Annotated in this window: 9 protein-coding genes; 1 reads left to right on the forward strand and 8 read right to left on the reverse strand. The window is 67.3% G+C overall.

Annotation, left to right across the window (positions count from 1 at the left end):
- Positions 1–82: 82 nt before the first annotated feature.
- The 5 genes from recD to AC1Q6X_RS27200 all read right to left on the reverse strand — a co-directional run bounded on the left by recD (position 83) and on the right by AC1Q6X_RS27200 (position 13,278).
- On the reverse strand, positions 83–2,041 hold the full coding sequence (recD, locus tag AC1Q6X_RS27180) for an exodeoxyribonuclease V subunit alpha (protein ID WP_492498942.1): 1,959 nt from the start codon (positions 2,039–2,041) through the stop codon (positions 83–85).
- Positions 2,031–5,702 (reverse strand): exodeoxyribonuclease V subunit beta, encoded by a 3,672-nt coding sequence (gene recB, locus AC1Q6X_RS27185; protein WP_492498943.1) that lies wholly within the window; start codon positions 5,700–5,702, stop codon positions 2,031–2,033. The genes recD and recB overlap by 11 nt, the downstream gene beginning before the upstream one ends.
- Positions 5,699–9,133, reverse strand: a complete 3,435-nt coding sequence (gene recC / locus AC1Q6X_RS27190; protein WP_492498944.1) for an exodeoxyribonuclease V subunit gamma — start codon at positions 9,131–9,133, stop codon at positions 5,699–5,701. The genes recB and recC overlap by 4 nt, the downstream gene beginning before the upstream one ends.
- Positions 9,134–9,208: 75 nt before the next feature.
- Positions 9,209–12,244: a CHASE domain-containing protein gene (locus tag AC1Q6X_RS27195; protein ID WP_492498945.1), complete on the reverse strand. Its 3,036-nt coding sequence runs from the start codon at positions 12,242–12,244 to the stop codon at positions 9,209–9,211.
- A 143-nt stretch (positions 12,245–12,387) separates the two neighbouring features.
- Positions 12,388–13,278, reverse strand: a complete 891-nt coding sequence (locus AC1Q6X_RS27200) for a LysR family transcriptional regulator (protein WP_230505619.1) — start codon at positions 13,276–13,278, stop codon at positions 12,388–12,390.
- Between the two features lie 108 nt (positions 13,279–13,386).
- On the opposite strand from AC1Q6X_RS27200, the gene AC1Q6X_RS27205 reads away from it, so the two are divergent.
- Positions 13,387–14,367 carry a cyclase family protein gene (locus AC1Q6X_RS27205; RefSeq protein ID WP_141749893.1) on the forward strand — a complete coding sequence of 327 codons (981 nt, stop codon included), beginning with the start codon at positions 13,387–13,389 and terminating at the stop codon, positions 14,365–14,367.
- A gap of 12 nt (positions 14,368–14,379) precedes the next feature.
- On the opposite strand, the gene cobA is transcribed toward AC1Q6X_RS27205, so the two are convergent.
- From cobA to AC1Q6X_RS27220, 3 genes are all read right to left on the reverse strand, one after another.
- Entirely contained in the window at positions 14,380–15,150 is a 771-nt protein-coding gene (cobA, locus tag AC1Q6X_RS27210) for a uroporphyrinogen-III C-methyltransferase (protein ID WP_492498946.1), read from the reverse strand.
- A gap of 14 nt (positions 15,151–15,164) precedes the next feature.
- The gene (locus AC1Q6X_RS27215; RefSeq protein WP_492498947.1) at positions 15,165–16,343 is read right to left on the reverse strand and encodes a CmpA/NrtA family ABC transporter substrate-binding protein; all 1,179 of its coding nucleotides are present in this window, start codon (positions 16,341–16,343) and stop codon (positions 15,165–15,167) included.
- A 157-nt stretch (positions 16,344–16,500) separates the two neighbouring features.
- The gene (locus AC1Q6X_RS27220) at positions 16,501–17,139 is read right to left on the reverse strand and encodes an ANTAR domain-containing response regulator (RefSeq protein ID WP_492498948.1); all 639 of its coding nucleotides are present in this window, start codon (positions 17,137–17,139) and stop codon (positions 16,501–16,503) included.
- Positions 17,140–17,289: the final 150 nt, after the last annotated feature.

A 17,289-nucleotide genomic window follows, 5' to 3' on the forward strand; every position in this document is an offset into this window, starting at 1 on the left:
AAAAAACGGAACAATTATCGTCAATATTCGGAATACAACACATATATTTCCGTAAGGAAATGCACCCCCTCCCATCAAGCCCTCAGCCGATCAACCCTCTCAGCCCGCTGGCGCGCTGCGTGCGGCGCAAAATCGCGTCGAACAGCACGGCCTGCGTGGGCGAGACGAGGGTAAAGAAGTCGCGCGCGCGCGTGATGCCCGTGTAGACCAGCTCGCGCGCCAGCATGGCGCCGCCTTCCTGCGGCAGCACCAGCACCGTGTGGCGAAATTCCGAGCCCTGCGACTTGTGTACCGTCATGGCAAACGCCGTCTCCACGTGGCGCAAACGCGTGGCCAGCACGCTGCGCACATTATCCCCTTCCAGGAAGTACACGCGCAGGGAGCCCGGCCGCGCAGGGTCGCGCAGGGTCAGGCCGATATCGCCATTGAACACGCCCGTACCGTAATCGTTGCGCGTGACCATCACGGGCCGGCCCACATACCATTCGCTGCGGCGTATCAGCCCGTCCTTTTCCAGCCGCAGCTCGATGGCCGTGTTCAAGCCCGCCACGCCCCATTCTCCCTCGCGCACGGCGCACAGGATGCGGAACGCTTCAAAAGCATGCAGCACGGCGCGCACCCAGTCGTCATGCTGCGCGTACGCCGCCTCGCCCGCGTTCACCAGCGCCAGGTAAGGCTGATAGCCGCCCGGCGCGTCCACCCGCCCGCGCAAGGCCAGGCGCAGCACGTCTTCCTGCTGCGCCGGCACGCTCCACGCCAGCTGGCCGCCGCTGTCGGCGGCGAAGCACGCCCTGGCCAGGTCGGGCCTGCCGGCATTCACGGCCAGCGCCAGCTCGCCGATCGGGCCGCTGAAGCGGTGGCTGTGGCGCAGCATCACCGTCTGCTGGGCCAGCGCGCCGGCCGCTCCCGCGAAGGCGGCAGGTATGGCCACGCCGCTGGCCGCCTGCGCATAGGCGATGGTGGCGTCCGTGTAGCCGCCCGCCTGCGCATCGTGGCACAAGTCGCCCAGCACGGCGCCCGCTTCCACGGACGCCAATTGATCCTTGTCGCCCAGCAGAATCAGGATGGCGGTGGAAGGCAAGGCGTCGAGCACGGAGGCCATCATTTCCAGGTGCACCATCGACGCTTCATCGACGATCAGCACGTCGACGTCGAGCGGATTGCCCGCGTGGTGGGCAAAGGCGCGCGTATCGGGCCGCGCGCCCAGCAAGCTATGCAGGGTGCGCGCCGCGCCCATGCGCCGCGCCAGTTCCAGCAGAGGCAGCGCGTCGCCGGCCTTCGCCGCCAGCCCTTCGAGCGCCTTGTCGATCGACTGTTTTAATCGCGCGGCCGCCTTGCCCGTCGGCGCGGCCAGCGCGATGCGCAGCTGCTCCGGCTGCGGCGAGACGGCAAACAGCAAGGTCAGCAAACTGGCCACCGTGTACGTCTTGCCCGTGCCCGGGCCGCCCGTGATGATGGCCACCTTGCCGCGCAAGGCGACGGCGCAGGCCACCTTTTGCCAGTCAGGGCCACCGTCCTGCGTGGGCTGGTCGAACAGGATGTCAAGCCACTGCCGCACCTGCGCCAGCGGCGGCTCGCTCAAGTCCTGCGCGCGGAGGGCGATTTTCTCGCCCACCAGCGTCTCGTCACGCCAGTAGCGGCGCAGGTACAAACGGTCGCCATCGAGCACCAGCGGCTGTTTCACATCGGGCGCACCCACCTGCCACACCTGCGGCGCGCCGGCCAGCAGCGCGCGCCAGCCGGCGACGCTGTCCGGCAGCGGGCCGGCAACGGCCAGCACCCCATGCCACAGCTCCTCGCTCCAGCCCAGCAGCTGCGACGGTTCGCCCGCCAGGTCCGCCAGCATCAAACAGCTGTGGCCCCGCCCTTCCAGTTCGGACAGCACCACGCAGGCCACGGCCACTGCGGGCGCATGCGGCACATGCCCGTCCAGACTGGCGATGAAGCGGGCAAAGGCGGCGCTCAGGCGGCGCAGATGGCCATCCCCGGCGACGCCGTCGACATGGGTAAACAATGCGTCCATCTGCGCGTCATGCTGCATGGTGTTCCGTTTCTTCTAACAGTTGATCGAGGCCGTCCAGCAATTCCAGCTGCGGCGCCAGCCAGTAGCAGCCATGCGTATCCGTATTCGCTATGCCGCGCAGGAACAGGAAGATGGCGCCGCCCAGATGTTCGGCCGGGTCGTAGGCGCCGCCGAGCCGGCTTTTCAGCAGCCGGTGCAGGGCCAGCATGTAGATGGCGCCCTGGATGTCGTAGCGGTGCTGCGCCATGCCGGCCGCCAGCGCCTGCGTGTGGTAGGCGGCGTCGTTGGCGCCGAGCGCGTTCGACTTGTAGTCGAGCACCCAGTAGCGCCCCTCCCGTTCGATGACCAGATCGGCAAAGCCTTTCAGCATGCCGTGCAGCTGGCGCCGCGGCAGCGCGGGACGCGGCGCGCCGTCGAGCAGCAAGCGCGTGCACAGTTTATCCAGCGCTTCGGTGGACAAATGCTCGCTGGGGAACCAGAACTCCATCTCGGACAGGGTGCTGTCCAGCTGCGACAGCGATGCATCGAGCAGCGGCAGCGGCGTGACGGCGATTTCCCGGAGCCAGGCGATGGCGTCTTCCTGGCGGTGGCCCCAGCCCGCCCGTTCGCAGCGCGCGGCCAGGCGCGTGTTGAAATTGTCGTCGTGGACGCCGTCAAAGCCTTCGCTGCCCATCCACTCGAGCTGCTCATGCAGGAAATTGCCCGGCACGGAACCGCGCGGGAAGCGGTGCCACGGCGCGTCGCCCATAGTCGTCGGCGCGGCCACGGCCACGGCCGTGCCATCTTCCAGCAAGGTCTCTTCCAGCGCCCGCTGCGGCACGTGCGCGGCCGCCACGGCACCGATCTGGCGCGTCAGCGACGTAAAGCTGCCCACCGACCAGTCGCGCTCGAATTCGCCCACGAACACGGGTGCGGGCCGCAATTCGGGACGGCGTTCGATGCGGTCGAGCACCGTGCAGGCGTCGGGCTGCGCCAGAGAACTCACATAGATGGCGTCGCAGCTGCCCGCGACCTGCTGCCAGCGCAGCAGCAATTGTTCCGCCGGCAGCTTGTCGCCGCCCGTCAGCAGGTAGCCGAGCGCCGATTCGTGCAGGGTGTTCTCGCCCGCCTTGCGCGCCGCCTGGGCGGCCACGCCCAGCCACAGGAAGTGGCGCGCGCGCGTCAGGGCCACGTACAGCAGGCGCAAGTCTTCCTCGATGCGCGCCTCTTCCACAAACGCCATGGCCACGTCGGACAAGGACAGGTCGAGATGGCGTTCGCCATCGTCGCCCGCATAGTCGAAGAAGCTGCGGTTGCGTTTATCCACCTTGCGCGCCGTGACGGCAAACGGCAGATACACGAGCGGATATTCGAGGCCCTTGGATTTGTGCACGGTGATGACTTTCACCAGTTCCGCATCGCTTTCCAGGCGCAGCACGCGCTCGTCGCCGTTGTCGCCCTCGCCGGCGATCTGCTCGGCCAGCCAGCGTATCAGCGCCTGCTCGCCATCGAGCTGGCGGCTGGCCGATTGCAGCAGTTCGGCCAGGTGCAGCAGATTCGTCAGGCGCCGCTCGCCGCCCGTCTGCTGCAGCAGCATGGCGGGCAATTGCAGTTCGTGGATGAAGCGGCGCAGCATGGCCAGCACGCCCTGCCGCTGCCAGATCAGGTGCAGGGCCTTCAGCTGCTCGACCCGGCGCTCCCACTCCAGTTCATCGCTCGACAGGCGCGCCAGCTCCCCCAGCGACAGGCCGATCGTGCGCGTGGCAAAGGCGGCGCGCGCCAGCCCCCCGTCGAGCGGGTTGGCCAGCGCCGCCAGCCAGCGCAGCACGTCTTGCGCCTCCTCGCTGTCGATGACAGAATCCTTGTCGGACAGGTAGACGCTGGCGACCCGGCGGCGCGCCAGCGCGCGACGGATGGCCGCCGCTTCCTTGCGGTCGCGCACGAGCACGGCCACGTCGGCCGGCTGCAGGCGCGTGAAACCGTCGGGGCCATCGAAACCGGCTTGCACATCGCCCAGCATGGCGACGATGTGCTCCGCGCAATGCTGGGCGAAATACTCGCGGTAGCCGTCGCCGCGCAATCCTTCATCGCTGGCGCAAGCGGCCAGCAGGGCCGGCAGCGGGCCGCCCGCATTCACCAGGTACTCGTCGCGGCCCTTGGCGTCGACGGCCTCGAACGGCAGCGGATTCTCGCCGTTTTTGCGGTAGCGGAAGGCACCGGCCGGCACCTCGGCGCGCTCGGCGTGCAGGAACAGCTGGTTGACGGCCGCCACCAGGGGCGCCGTCGAGCGGTAGTTGGTGCCCAGCTGGTAGTGGCGCCCTGCCGTGGCGCGCCGCGCCGCCAGGTAGCTCTGGATGTCCGCGCCGCGAAAGCCGTAGATCGACTGTTTCGGGTCGCCGATCAGGAACAGGCCCAGCGCCGGATCGTTGTCGGCGATGCGGTACAGCAAATTGAAGATCTGGTACTGCGCGGGCGCCGTATCCTGGAATTCATCGACCATCGCCAGCGGGTACTGGTCGACGATGCGCTGGCGCAGGGCCGCGCCATTCTCGCCGGCCAGCGCGTCATGCAGGCGCTGCAGCATGTCGGCAAAGCCGAACTGGCGCGACTGGCGTTTTAACTGATCCATGCGCCGCGCGATGGCCGCCGCCGCATGCAGGTGCAGCTTGTGCGCCAGCGGCGTGATGGCCGCCAGGGCGATGCCCAGCGCTTCCGTATGCTCGAAGCACTCGGGCACTTGGGCCGTGAAACTCTTGGCAAACGCATCCTCGATGCCGAACGGCGTCAATCGTTCCCACGCCTTGGCCGTGATGGCGGGCAGCAGCAGGAGCGGATCCTGCGCCCAGCGGCGCAAGCCGTCGAACCACTTCGCCAGGTTCTCCGGTTTCATCTTGACGCCGTTAAAACATTTGGGATTGATGGCGCGGTGGTCGTTGATCCAGGCGGCCATCTGGTCCACGCGCTCGACCCAGCCCGCCTTCAGGGTGGCCAGCTGCGCGGCCAGCGCCCGCTGTTCGCGCGCGATCAGCGCCGACAACGGCTCTTCGTCCGCCATGCCCATGATGTCGGCGCGGCGCGCCAGCTCGCGCGCGCCCTTCTTCAACGCGCCGACGTCGGGCCAGCATGCCAGCAGCACGTCGAGCGCCTGCGGCGGCAAGGGATAGACTTGCTGGCGCCAGTAATCGTGGGCCGCATCCTCGAACAGCGCTTGCTCGTCGCTGACCAGTTCTTCGTCGAACAGGCTGCCGCTGTCGAACGCGTGCTCGCGCAGCATGCGCTGGCACCAGGCGTCGATGGTGAAAATGGCCGCTTCATCCATCGTCTCGGCGGCCAGCATCAGCCGGTGCGCGGCCTTTTGCCGTTCGCTCTCGTCCGGATAGGACTCGAGCAGGGCGTCGAGGAACGGGTCGCTGCCGCCGGATTCAATGCCAGATTCGTGCCGAAAATACGCGGCCGCCTCGATCAGGCGCTCGCGCACGCGGTTCGACAATTCGCGCGTGGCCGCGCGCGTAAACGTCATCACCAAAATGTCGGCCGGCAGCAGCGGACGCGTGAAGCGGCTGTCATCGTCGCCGTGTCCCAGCACGAGCCGCACGTACAGTGCGGCGATGGTCCAGGTCTTGCCGGTGCCGGCGGACGCCTCGATCAGGCGCGAGCCGTGCAGCGGAAACGCCAGGGGGTTGAGCAGGTGGCTCGTCATGGTTCTTCTCCCGCGCCATCATCGGGCGCGCTGATCGGGTCGATCGTGATGTGTTGTTGCAGCCAGTCGGCCAGCGGGCCATACAGCTCGCACGTGCAGTCCTGCCACGCTTCCTCGGCGGCCAGGGCGGAAAACTCGGGCCACAGGCGCGCCAGGCACAGTTCTTCGCGCTCGCCCGAGATGTCGAAGCCGCCGTCATACACGGCGCGCGGGTCGCCCTGCTGCACCAGCGCCAGGCCCGTCTTGCAGGCCGTGGGCAGCGGATGGTTCATGCCTTCGCGCCACAGCGCCAGCAGGGTCGCCAGCGCGTCGCGCGAACTGGCCGGATCGAGCGGCGCCATGCTGACGATGGCGTCGCGCGCCACCAGGTAGCCGGTGACGGGAAAACCGAGGGCGGCGGCGGCCAGCTGGCGCAGCCACATCAGCATCAGCTTGTCGCCGCGCGCCTGGCCGCCCTTGTCCGTCACCTTCGAGGAAATCTGCATCAGCCAGGCCGTCTCCTGCCCGTTGCTGCACAATCTGTCGAGCCAGTCGTCGATCTGCACTTCGCCGAAGGGCAGGTTGATGGCGCGCTTGTCGGCCGCGAGCGGGAACGAAGCGCGCAAGGACAGCCACGCGCTGCGCACGGGCACCAGCGCTTCGACCAGCTGCGCCTGCACCTGCCGGCCGATCAGGCCGATGGGCAGCACGCCTTCGCGCGCCAGGCGTGCCGCGCGCGCCTCCAGGCTGGCGCGCACGTCGTCGATATCTTCCACGGCGCCGCCGTCGTCCAGCATGGTGTCTTCCAGCAGATAGCGCTCGAGCGCATTCAGGCCGAACGGCTCCTCATCCTCGCCCAGCATGGCCGCGTCGGCGAAATACACGCTGAGGCGCCGGCGGAAGAAGTACTTGACGGGCTGGCGCAAAAAGCTGGCCAGCTCGCCCAGCTTCAGCCGCGTGCCGGGATCGAGTTCGTAAGGCCCCAGCGGCAGCGCGGCGGCCTGCGCATCGGCATCGGCCGCATCGGCATCGGTATGGACTACGCGCCATTCGCGCGCATAGGTCAGCAAGCCATCGGCCTCGAAATAGCGGCGGCTGAACGGCTGCAGCGCGTGCTCGGTGGTCAGCGACACCAGGTGCCGGTCCAGCGACCAGCCGGCGGCCAGGTAATCGCGCAGCTGCGACACCAGCACGGACGGCGGCTGCTCGGAATTGTCGCGTACATTGCGCCCCACCCAGCTCACGTACAGTTTGTCGCGCGCGGCCAGCAAGGCTTCGAGCATCAGGTAGCGGTCGTCGTCGCGGCGCGAGCGGTCGCCCGGGCGCGCCATGCCGGGCAGCGCCAGCAGGTCGAAATCGGCCTTCTGCGCGCGGCGCGGGAAGTCGCCATCGTTCATGCCCAGCAGGCAGACGACGCGAAACGGCACGGCGCGCATCGGCATCAGGGTACAGAAAGTGACGCCGCCGGAGACGAACTGGTGGTTCAGGGTCGGTTCGTCCAGCGCGCCCAGCCACGCCACGCGCAGCACGGACAGCGGCACCTGCTCGACAAAACCCGCATGCCCGCAGGTTTCCAGCCAGCCCTGCAAGGCGCCCTCGAGCTGCGCCAGGGTCAGGCGGTCGCCCTCGTCGTCCGCATCGAAAAAGGCGGCCAGCAGCGCGCGCGCCTGCGCGCCCCACTCGGCGGGGGTGCAGGCGCCGGCCAGCACGGTGCGCCAGTGCAGCAGCGCCTCGACCAGCTGCGCCAAAGATCCTGCCAGCGCCGCATCGAGGCCGCCCACTTCCGCATACGGCTCGATGCCGCCGAAGCTGGCGCCGCTGCCGCTGGCATAGCCGAGCAGCATGCGCCGCACGCCGAAGATCCACGCATTCTGCTCGCCGGCCGCGCCCAGCCCCAGGCCGGCGCGGTGTTCCTGGTCCAGGCCCCAGCGTACGCCCGCCCCTTCGATCCAGGCGCCCAGCGTGGCCAGGTCGTCCGGCTGCAGGCCAAAACGTGCCGCCAGCGCCGGCACGTCGAGCAGGTCGCGCACTTCGCTCTGGCGGCAGCGCTGCTGCGGCAGCTGCAGCAGCCACTCGAGCGCGACGAGCAGCGGATTGACGCTGCGGTCCTTCACGTCGCCGATCTCGAACGGAATGAAACGCTCGTCGTTGCGCCGGTACTGGCCGAAAACGGCGTGGATGGCGGCCGTAAACGTGTCGATATCGGGCACCATCACGACCACGTCGCGCGGACGCAAGAGCGTCTCGGCGCTGTGCGCGAACATGGCCAGCAGCTGGTCGTGCAGCACTTCCACTTCGCGCTGCACGCTGTGCGCCACGTGGAATTCGATCGAGCGGTCGCCGGCGTCGGGCGGTACCTGCTCATGCTCGGCCAACGGGCGCAGTTCGCGGATGGCCACCTGCACCTGCTGCAGCAGGGTTTCGCCCGTCTCCTCGCCGAACAGGTCGATGCGCAGGCTGTCGTCACGCCCTTCGGCTTGCGCGTGTTCGTCGAATTCGTCGAGCATGCGGATGAAATCGCGCCCTTGCCTGCCCCAGCTGGCCAGCAGCGGATGGCTGTGCGCATGCAATTCTTCCAGCGGAATGTGCGCCAGGTCGGTGCCGTTGCGCTGCCGCTGGCGCTTGTTTTCCGCGCGCAGCAAATCGCGCCCGTCGATGATGTCGCCCCAGTAAAACTGGCATGGATTGGGCACGGCCAGCACCACCTGCGTGTGGCGCGCCAGCGCGGCGAGCGCCTGCAAGGTCTGGTACGGCAAGGCCGACACGCCGAACAGCACCACGCGGCGCGGCAGCTTGCCAAGCGGCGCATCGCCGGCGGCGATCGCCGCCAGGAAGGCCTCATGGATGTCGGCGCGGCCCGTATCGCGCTCCAAGGCCTCGACGTCCTGGCCCACGGCGCGCCACAACTGCGCCTGCCAGCGCTGGTCTTCCTTCAAGACGATGGACTCGCCGCGCGCCGTGCGCAACTGGTCGCGCCCGGCCGCCCAGTCGGCCAGCCAGTCGGCGCGGTAGACCTGGTACTGGTCGAACAAGTCGGCCAGGCGCTCGGCCAGCTGCAGCCGGCGTTCGCAATCGCCATCGGCCAGGAAGTAGCGCAGCGGCGCAAACACCGGATCGGCCAGCAGCGACGGCAACAGGCGCATCAAACGCCAGGTCAGCGGGGATTTATCGAAAGGCGACACGCGCGGGACGCGCTCGCGGCCCAGCATGCCCCGGTAGCTTTCCCACAGCAGGCGCGCCGGCAGCGCGATGCGCGTGGCCGCGCACACTTTCATCTCCTCGGCCAGGGCGATCTTCAGCCATTCGGCCACGCCGTTCGACTGCACCAGGAAGATATCCGTTTCCAGCGGCGCCAGCGGATGCTGGCGCAGCCACTGGAAGACGGCGGCGCGCAGCTGTTCCAGCTGGTTGCCATGCAGGATGAGGAGGCCGGGCGTGACGGGTGTATGCATGCTGATCCGATGGGTTGCCGCGTCTCCGGCCGGGTGACCGGAGACGTCAAACGCCTATTATCGCCGCTGCCTGCCTCAAGGGGCGTCGCTGGCGGCAAATTCCACGGAAATTTGTTCCGCCACCTGCGCCAGCGCCGGCCCGAGCGCCGCCAGCAAGGCGCGCGCCTGCTGCATGTCGCCGCCCAGGCGCAAGCCTTCGATCGACAGGCACAGGGCGGCGAAAGCGTGCGCGCCCACGGCCAGCGCCGACGATTTGCTGCGGTGGCCCAGGTCGGCCAGGCGCCCCAGGTCTTCCAGCGCCATGGCTTGCTCCATTTCGGCGATGCCGTCGCGCGCCGTGTCGAGAAACAGCTGGGTGTACTTGCGCATCTTCACGGCGTCATTGCTGAACGTGAGCGCCAGGGTGGCCAGATCGAGGATGGCCGTGTCGCGCGATTCCGGCGCGGCGTCCGATGGCGGCGCTGTCGGCGCTGTCGGTGCCGCCGCCAGCCTGTCGCGGCCGATGCCGCCAATGCCGCCACGCAGGCGAAACCATTTCGCCAGCAGGTGAAACAGCAGATTCGGGGCGATCGGCTTGGTCACGAATTCATCCATGCCCGCCTCCAGGCAGCGTGCGCGGTCTTCGCTGCCCGCGTTGGCCGTCATGGCGATCACCAGCAGGCCGGCCAGTTTCGGATCGGCGCGGATGCGGCGCGTCGCCTCGAAGCCATCCATCTCCGGCATCTGTACGTCCATCAGCACGCAGTCGTAGCGCTGGCGGGCCAGCAATTCCAGCGCCTCGCGGCCATTGCAGGCGACGCAAACGGTGGCGCCCGCGTCTTCCAGCAGCTCGCAGCCCACCTGCTGGCTGAAGATGTTGTCTTCCACCAGCAGGATGGAGGCGCCGCGGATCACCCCCAGCACTTCCGGCTCCACTTCGGCGATGCGCTCGTCGGCCCCCTGCGCGCTCTTCTCCAGGCGCGCCGTGAACCAGAAGGTGCTGCCCAGGCCCGGCTGGCTGTACACGCCCACCTTGCCGCCCATGAGCTCCACCAGCTGCTTGCTGATCACCAGCCCCAGGCCGCTGCCGCCATACTTGCGCGTGGTCGACGGGTCGGCCTGGTGGAAGGAGCGGAACAGCTGCGCCACCTCTTCCTGGTTCATGCCGATGCCCCGGTCCTGCACCTCGAAGCGCAGCATGGCATGGCTGGCGCGCTCCTCGGACTGGCGCACGCGCACGAAGATGCTGCCATTGTCGGAAAACTTGATGGCGTTGCTGGTCAGGTTCAGCAAGACCTGCTCCAGGCGCAGCGGGTCGCCGCGCCAGCGCTGCGGCAGCTCGGACGCGATATCGAACTGCAGCGCCAGGCCCTTGACGGCGGCCGCGTCGCCCAGCTGGCTGGCGATGTTCGCCAGCAGAGTGTCGAGACGGAAGTCCAGCACCTCCAGCTCCAGCTTGCCCGCCTCGATCTTGGAGAAATCGAGGATGTCGTTGATCAGGCCCAGCAAATGCTGGCCCGAATGGAAGATTTTCTGCAGATAGTCGCGCTGGCGCGCATCGGCCACCGATTTCAGCGCCAGGTGCGCCATGCCGATAATGCTGTTCATCGGCGTGCGGATTTCATGGCTCATGTTCGACAGGAAGTCGCTCTTGGCCTGGCTGGCCGCGTCGGCCTGCTCTTTCAGGCGGTGCAGTTCCGTCACGTCGGTGGACAGGCCGATCAGGCCCGTGACGGGACCGGGCAAGCCCAGCGGCACCTTCACGCTCCACAGGTGATGCACCTGGCCCTGCGCATCGACGAAGCGCTCCTCGCCGACGAACTTGGCGCCGCTGTCGAAGACCTGGCGCTCCGTCAGCTGCGCGGCGGCCGCCGCATCGCCGAGCATCAACTCGCCATCCTGGCGACCGATCAGCTGCTCCACGGGACGGCCGAGGATGGTTGCCGTGCGCGCATTGACGTAGCGGTAGCGCAGGTCGGCATCCTTCATGTAGACGTAGGCGTCGACGCTGTCGAGCACCGTATCGAGCAGGGTGCGCTGCGCCACCGCGCTGCGGCGCGACCGATACAAGGTAAAGATATAGCCGTAAATGAGCAGGGTACCGGCCACGCCGACGCCCAGCGCCAGCCATGGAAAATAGCGGTCGAAGGGGCTGTACAGCTCCGCCTTGCGCACGCGGAAATGGGCTTTCCACAGGCCGCCCTGGTAAGCGACGGGCAGCACCTGGTCGAAATAGTCGGCATCGCTGCCCGGTTGCGGCGGCGCCGCCGCCAGGTCGCCGTCATCGTTGAACAGCAGGCGGTCCTGCGGCGTGATGGACAGGGACCCGCTGGCCGTCAAAGGGTCGGCCGCGCTGTACAGGGTCAGGTGCAGCGGTTCCAGGGCGCTGCGTTCGAGCGCGCTGTGCACCAGCTGCGCCACGCCAAAGCCGATGCCGACGGAGCCCTGGTAGGCGGCGCGGCGCTCGGCCACGCTGCCCTGCGGCATGCCATTGCGGTACACGGGCAGACGCATGCCCAGGCCGATATGCGCGGGCGGCCCCTTGATCATGATCACCTGCCCCGATGCGCTGACCTGGCCGCTGTCGCGGGCCTGCGCCAGCGACTGCGCCACCAGCGGGTTGGCGCCGATATCGATGCCCATGCGTTCGGCCAGCAGGGAATCGGGCTCCAGGTAGGTGAGCACCGTGTATTCAGGCCGCTCGCCCGCAGGCCGGATGGTGAAAGCGGGATAGCCGCGCGGCGCCAGGCTGGTGTCACGGCGCACGGCCTCGATGAAGGCGGGGCGCTGCGCCGACGGGACGGCCGCCGCGTAGTTGACCGATTCGATGGCCGGGAACTGGCGCACGATATCGAGGCCGGCCACGTAATCGTGGAACTGGCGGCGCGTCAGGTGCTCGCTGGTGCGGAACAGGGCCTCGAGGCCGCGCAACAGGTCGGAATAGCTTTTTACGCGCGTGATCAGGCTATGCTGGGCGCCATGCGTGAGATTGTCGAAACGCTGTTCGGCGTCGTCATTGACCGTGCGCGCCGCGCCCGCATACAGGGCACCGCCCACCGCCAGGGCCAGCAGCACGCCGCCCGCCCATATCCTGAAGCCCGATACCGCCCCGCCCTTGCTCAAAGTGTGCATTGTCGATCGCTTATTCCGGTTTCCTCGAATGTGCGGCGCTCCGGCCGCCCAGCAAGTACGAGGATACTATCAAAGCTCATGCCCGACGCGCTTGTGCAAGAAAAAAAGCGCGCAGGATGGTTGCACTGGAAAACACCGGGTGCCTAGCCCCCCTGCAGCGCCCCGGCCAGGAAGTCGCAAAAGGCGCGCACCTTTTCCTGCACGTGGCGTCCATCGGGCGTCAAGGCATACACGCCGCGCCTGGCCATGCCGTGCGACGGCAGTACGCGCACCAGGGCGCCGCTGGCCAGCAGCGGCGCGGCGACGAACGACGGCAGCGCCCCCACGCCGATGCCCGCCACCAGCATATCGGCCAGCAGCAGGCTGCTGTCGGCGGAAAAGCGCACGGGCAGCACGATGCTGCTCGGCCCCTCCGGGCCGGCCAGCTGCCAGACGCCGGGACTGTCGGCCAGGCGGTAAGCGAGGCAATCGTGGCCGCGCAAATCCTGCGCCTGGCGCGGCGTGCCGCGCCGCGCCAGATAGGCCGGCGCTGCGCAAATCATCTGCTCGACGTCGCCCAGGCGGCGTGCCACCAGGGACGAATCGGCCAGCGAGACGCGGATGCGCAGCGACACGTCATAGCCCTCGCCCACCACGTCGCGCAGGCGGTCATCCAGGGTCATCTCGATCTTGACGTCCGGATAGCGGGCCATGAAGTCCGGCAGCAAGGGCGACAGCACCTTCAGGCCAAACGACAGCGGCGCATTCACGCGCAGCCGCCCCGCCACCTTGCCGGTACAGCCGCGCGTGGCCAGTTCCAGCGCATCGACCTCGTCGAGCAGGCGGCAGCATTCGAGATAGTAGGCACGCCCGCCGTCCGACAAGCTCATGCGCCGCGTCGTGCGCACCAGCAGCAGTGTGCCCAGGCGCGCTTCGAGCTGGCGCACCTGCTTGCTGATGGCCGCCGCCGACTGATTCAAATCCAGCGCCGCCTTGCTGAAGCTGTCGCGCTCGACCACCTTGCGAAACACGCGCATGTGCGCCAGGACATCCATCATTATTTCTCTACAGTTGAATATCTTATTATTTTATCGCTGATTATCATTGAAATGGAAAACAATATGATGGCGGCTTCTTTATTCATGTCACGCAAGGAGTACCCCATGTTCAAACCATCCGCCACCCTGACTGCCCTGCTGCTGGCCCTGCTCGGAGGGACAGTGCAGGCCGCCCTGCCCGAAGTGGGCATCAGCCCCTGGGGCCCGAAAGACGAGATCGGCCGCCTGAACCTGATGACGCCGGCCTCGCGTGCCGCTATCCTGGCGCGCATCGACGGCGGCAAGAGCTATGATCTGGCCGTCGATTTCTATATCGGCATGCCCAGCTGGCAGGCGGCCGGCGACCCGCCCTACCAGATGTGGATGACGCACACACCGAAAGGCAACGTGGTGGCCGATTCCATGCAGGTGGGCGAACAGATGAACCGCCACGTCAGCTACACGGGCTCGGCCGTGTCCATGTATGCGCACATGGGCACGCATATCGACGCCCTGAACCACTTCGGCCTGAACGGCAAGATCTGGAATGGCTTTACGGAGGAACACTACCTGGGAGACCGGGGCTGGACCGTGACGGGCGCGGAGAAATTGCCGCCGATCGTGGCGCGCGGCGTGCTGATCGACGTGGCCGTGGCCAAGGGTCTCAAACAACTGCCCGATAATTACCGGGTGACGCGGCAAGACTTGCGCGCGGCGCTGGCGCAACAGAAGGTCACGCTGGAAAAGGGCGACGTGGTGCTGATACGCACGGGCCGCATGCAGCATTATGAGCAGGCGCACACCTACATGGCCAATCCGCCCGGCCTGTCGCTCGATGCGGCGAAATTCCTCGTGGAAGATGGCGGCGCCATGGTGGTGGGCGCGGACAACCTCAGTTTCGAGGCGTTTCCGTCCGAAGTGGCGAACAATTACCTGCCCGTGCACACCTATCTGCTGGCGCAGCAGGGCACGCCCATCCTGGAACTGGTCGACCTGGAAGCGCTGTCGCGCGACAAGGTGTACCAGTTCGCCTTCATCGGCGCCTCGTTGAAATTCCGTGGCGGCGACGCGGCGCCCATCCGTCCCGTGGCCCTGCCGATCCGCTAGGCGCGGACAGGCTCAGACGCAGGCGGCGTGCAAGCCCTGTGCGCCATGCTCATCCCAGGCATCGGCGCAGCGCACCACATCGCCCACGACGATGATGCTGGGGCTGCCCAGGCCGCTGGCCTGCAGGTCGTCGGGCAGCTCCTGCAAAGTGCTCAGCAACTGGCGCTGGGCCGGCAGGCTGGCCGATTGCACCACGGCCACGGGCGTGCCGGGCGCCATGCCGCCGGCCAGCAAGCCGGCCTGGATGGCCGTCACCCTGGCCACGCCCATGTAGATGACGAGGGTGAGCTTGCTCCGCGCCAGGGCCGCCCAGTTCGGCTCCGAGGCGCTATCCTTGCCGTGGCCCGTGACGAAAATGGCGCCCTGGCTCCAGGCGCGGTGCGTGAGCGGCACGCCGATGCCGGACGGCGCGGCCAGGCCGCTGCTGATGCCGGGGATCACCTCGACGGCCACGCCATGACTGCGCAAATAAGCGCGCTCTTCGCCGCCGCGCCCGAACAGATAGGGGTCGCCCCCTTTCAGCCGCACCACATGCAGGCCGGCGCGCGCTTCGGCCAGCATCAGCCGTTCGATGAACGCTTGCGGCGTGGAGGCGCAGCCGCCCCGCTTGCCCACCTCGACCACGCGCACGCCTTGTGCCGCATGGGCAAGGACGGCCGGATTGACGAGGTCATCGATCAGCACCACGTCGGCCCGCGCGATCGCCTTTACTGCCTTGATCGTCAGCAGGTCCGGGTCGCCGGGACCGGCGCCGACCAGTGTCACACTTCCACATTGCGCCATGATGCACTCTCCAGTCAGAAAAAATGGCCGATGGCAAACGATGCCGCGTACGCTTCCGGCGCGCTGCCGTCCCACACGACGCCGTCGCACAGGGTCGAGCTGCGCATGGGGGCTTTTGGTACGGTCGTGGCCGTCATCTCCGCCGCCTGGCGGTACAGGTCGATGCGGTTGACTTGCCTTGCCACCGCCAGATAATCGGGTTCATCGCGCAGCAAGCCCCAGCGCCGGTGCTGGGTCATGAACCACATGCCGTCGGACAGATACGGGAAATTGACGGCGCCATCGCCGTAGAACTTCAAACCGTGCGCCTCGTCCCAGGTCTTGCCCAGGCCATCCTGGTAATGGCCGAGAATGCGCGGCGCCAGCGTTTCCTGAGGCGTGTTCAGGTAAGCGGGCTCGGCCAGAGTGGCCGCCATGGCCAGCCGGTTGGTATCGCTGGCATCGATCCAGCGTCCCGCCTCGAGCACGGCGGCGATGAGGGCGCGGCAGCTGTTCGGATGCTGCTGCGCAAACGCGGCGCTGGTGCCCAGCACCTTGCCCGGATGGTCGGGCCAGATGGCGCCGCTGGCGGCTGCCGTCACGCCCACGCCATCGACGATGGCCTTGTAGCCCCACGGTTCGCCCGCGCAAAAGCCGTCCATCTGGCCGGCGCGCAAGGCGGCCACCATCTGCGACGGCGGCACCGTCATCACGCGCGCGTCGCGCAGCGGATCGATGCCATGCGCGGCCAGCCAGTATTGCAGCAGCATCGCGTGGTTGCCGGTCGGAAAAGTATGCGCGAACGCAAACGGCCGCGCCGTGGCGCGCATATGCCGCGCCAGGGTGGGACCATCGTGGGCGCCCTCGCGCGCCAGCGCCGCCGACACGGTGACAGCCTGGCCGCTGTGATTGAGATTCATCAGCACGGCCATGTCGCGCTGCTGCCCGCCGATGCCCATCTGCACGCCATATACGAGGCCGTACAGCACATGGGCCGCGTCGAGTTCGCCATTGTTCAGTTTGTCGCGTACGCCGGCCCACGACATCTCGCGGCTCAGTTCGATCTTGATGCCGTATTTTTCATCGAGACCCAGCTTCGACGCCATCACCAGCGAGGCGCAATCGGTCAGCGGCAGGTAGCCGATGCGTATCGTCTGTCTTTCCGGCTGCAGGGTCCGCATCACCTGGGCGCTGTCTGCCATTTTCTCTGTCATACCATTCCTTGCCGATAAGTACTGTTTTGCCGTGCCACCGTGGGCAAGGCTCTCACCTTCCAGCAGCAAGGAGCGTGCCCGTACCTGCCCGCTTCATGGCGGCAGGAAACGCACCGCAATGGTGCGCCGCACCAGCATGTGTCAGGAAATGGACGATTCATCCCAACAAGTCCTCCACGTCGAGGATGCGCTGGGCAATCTCTGCCAGCTTGAGTTTCTTGTTCATGGCCATGCTGCGCAAGCGCTGGTAAGCCTGGTCTTCCGTCAAGCCGTGATGCGTCATCAACAGGCCCTTGGCCCGCTCGATCACCTTGCGCTCAAGCAGCTTGTGCCGCGTGTCGTGCAATTCGGCGCGCAATTTTTCTTCCTGGCGAAAGCGCGCGAGCGCCACGTTCAGCACGGGCAAGATGCGCTCGGCCTGCAAGCCGGCGACGATGTAGGCGGAGACGCCGGCCGCCATGGCCGCGTCGATGCTGGCCGTGGCGCCGTCTTCCGTAAACAGGACGATGGGGCGGCGCTCGTCGCGCGTGGCGATGACGATGTGCTCGAGCACGTCGCGCGCATCCGATTCCGCGTCGATGATGATGAGATCAGGCTGCAGTTGGGCGATGCGTTCAGGAAGGTAGAGGTCGGCTGGCAGGGAGGCGACGATGTCGTAGCCCGATTCCAGCAAGCCGATGCGCAAGGCATTGCCGCGCTGCACTTGGGCAGCCAAAGCCGCATTCTCGTGCACGCCGTGCTCGACAATAGTGTTGACGACGACGATGCGCAAAGGCTGGGTACGGCTGGACGTCATGGGAGCGATCTGCAATGGCTAAACACAACCATTGCAGTAAGCAAGAAGCGAACCAGCCGGTTTTACAGCGGAATTACTTCAGGGTCGGCATGGCAAACTCCGCCCCGGCCGCCGTCGAGGCCGGCCAGCGCTGCGTCACCGCCTTCTGCT

The sequence above is a fragment of the Janthinobacterium sp. GW823-FHT06H09 genome, from assembly GCF_058794735.1.

What these genes read in the sequence shown, in the direction of transcription:
- AC1Q6X_RS27215 (WP_492498947.1), bottom strand. Translation starts at nt 16,343, where the DNA reads ATGACAGAGAAAATGGCAGACAGCGCCCAGGTGATGCGGACCCTGCAG.
- AC1Q6X_RS27200 (WP_230505619.1), bottom strand. Translation starts at nt 13,278, where the DNA reads ATGGATGTCCTGGCGCACATGCGCGTGTTTCGCAAGGTGGTCGAGCGC.
- recB (WP_492498943.1), bottom strand. Translation starts at nt 5,702, where the DNA reads ATGACGAGCCACCTGCTCAACCCCCTGGCGTTTCCGCTGCACGGCTCG.
- AC1Q6X_RS27205 (WP_141749893.1), top strand. Translation starts at nt 13,387, where the DNA reads ATGTTCAAACCATCCGCCACCCTGACTGCCCTGCTGCTGGCCCTGCTC.
- AC1Q6X_RS27195 (WP_492498945.1), bottom strand. Translation starts at nt 12,244, where the DNA reads ATGCACACTTTGAGCAAGGGCGGGGCGGTATCGGGCTTCAGGATATGG.
- cobA (WP_492498946.1), bottom strand. Translation starts at nt 15,150, where the DNA reads ATGGCGCAATGTGGAAGTGTGACACTGGTCGGCGCCGGTCCCGGCGAC.
- recC (WP_492498944.1), bottom strand. Translation starts at nt 9,133, where the DNA reads ATGCATACACCCGTCACGCCCGGCCTCCTCATCCTGCATGGCAACCAG.
- AC1Q6X_RS27220 (WP_492498948.1), bottom strand. Translation starts at nt 17,139, where the DNA reads ATGACGTCCAGCCGTACCCAGCCTTTGCGCATCGTCGTCGTCAACACT.
- recD (WP_492498942.1), bottom strand. Translation starts at nt 2,041, where the DNA reads ATGCAGCATGACGCGCAGATGGACGCATTGTTTACCCATGTCGACGGC.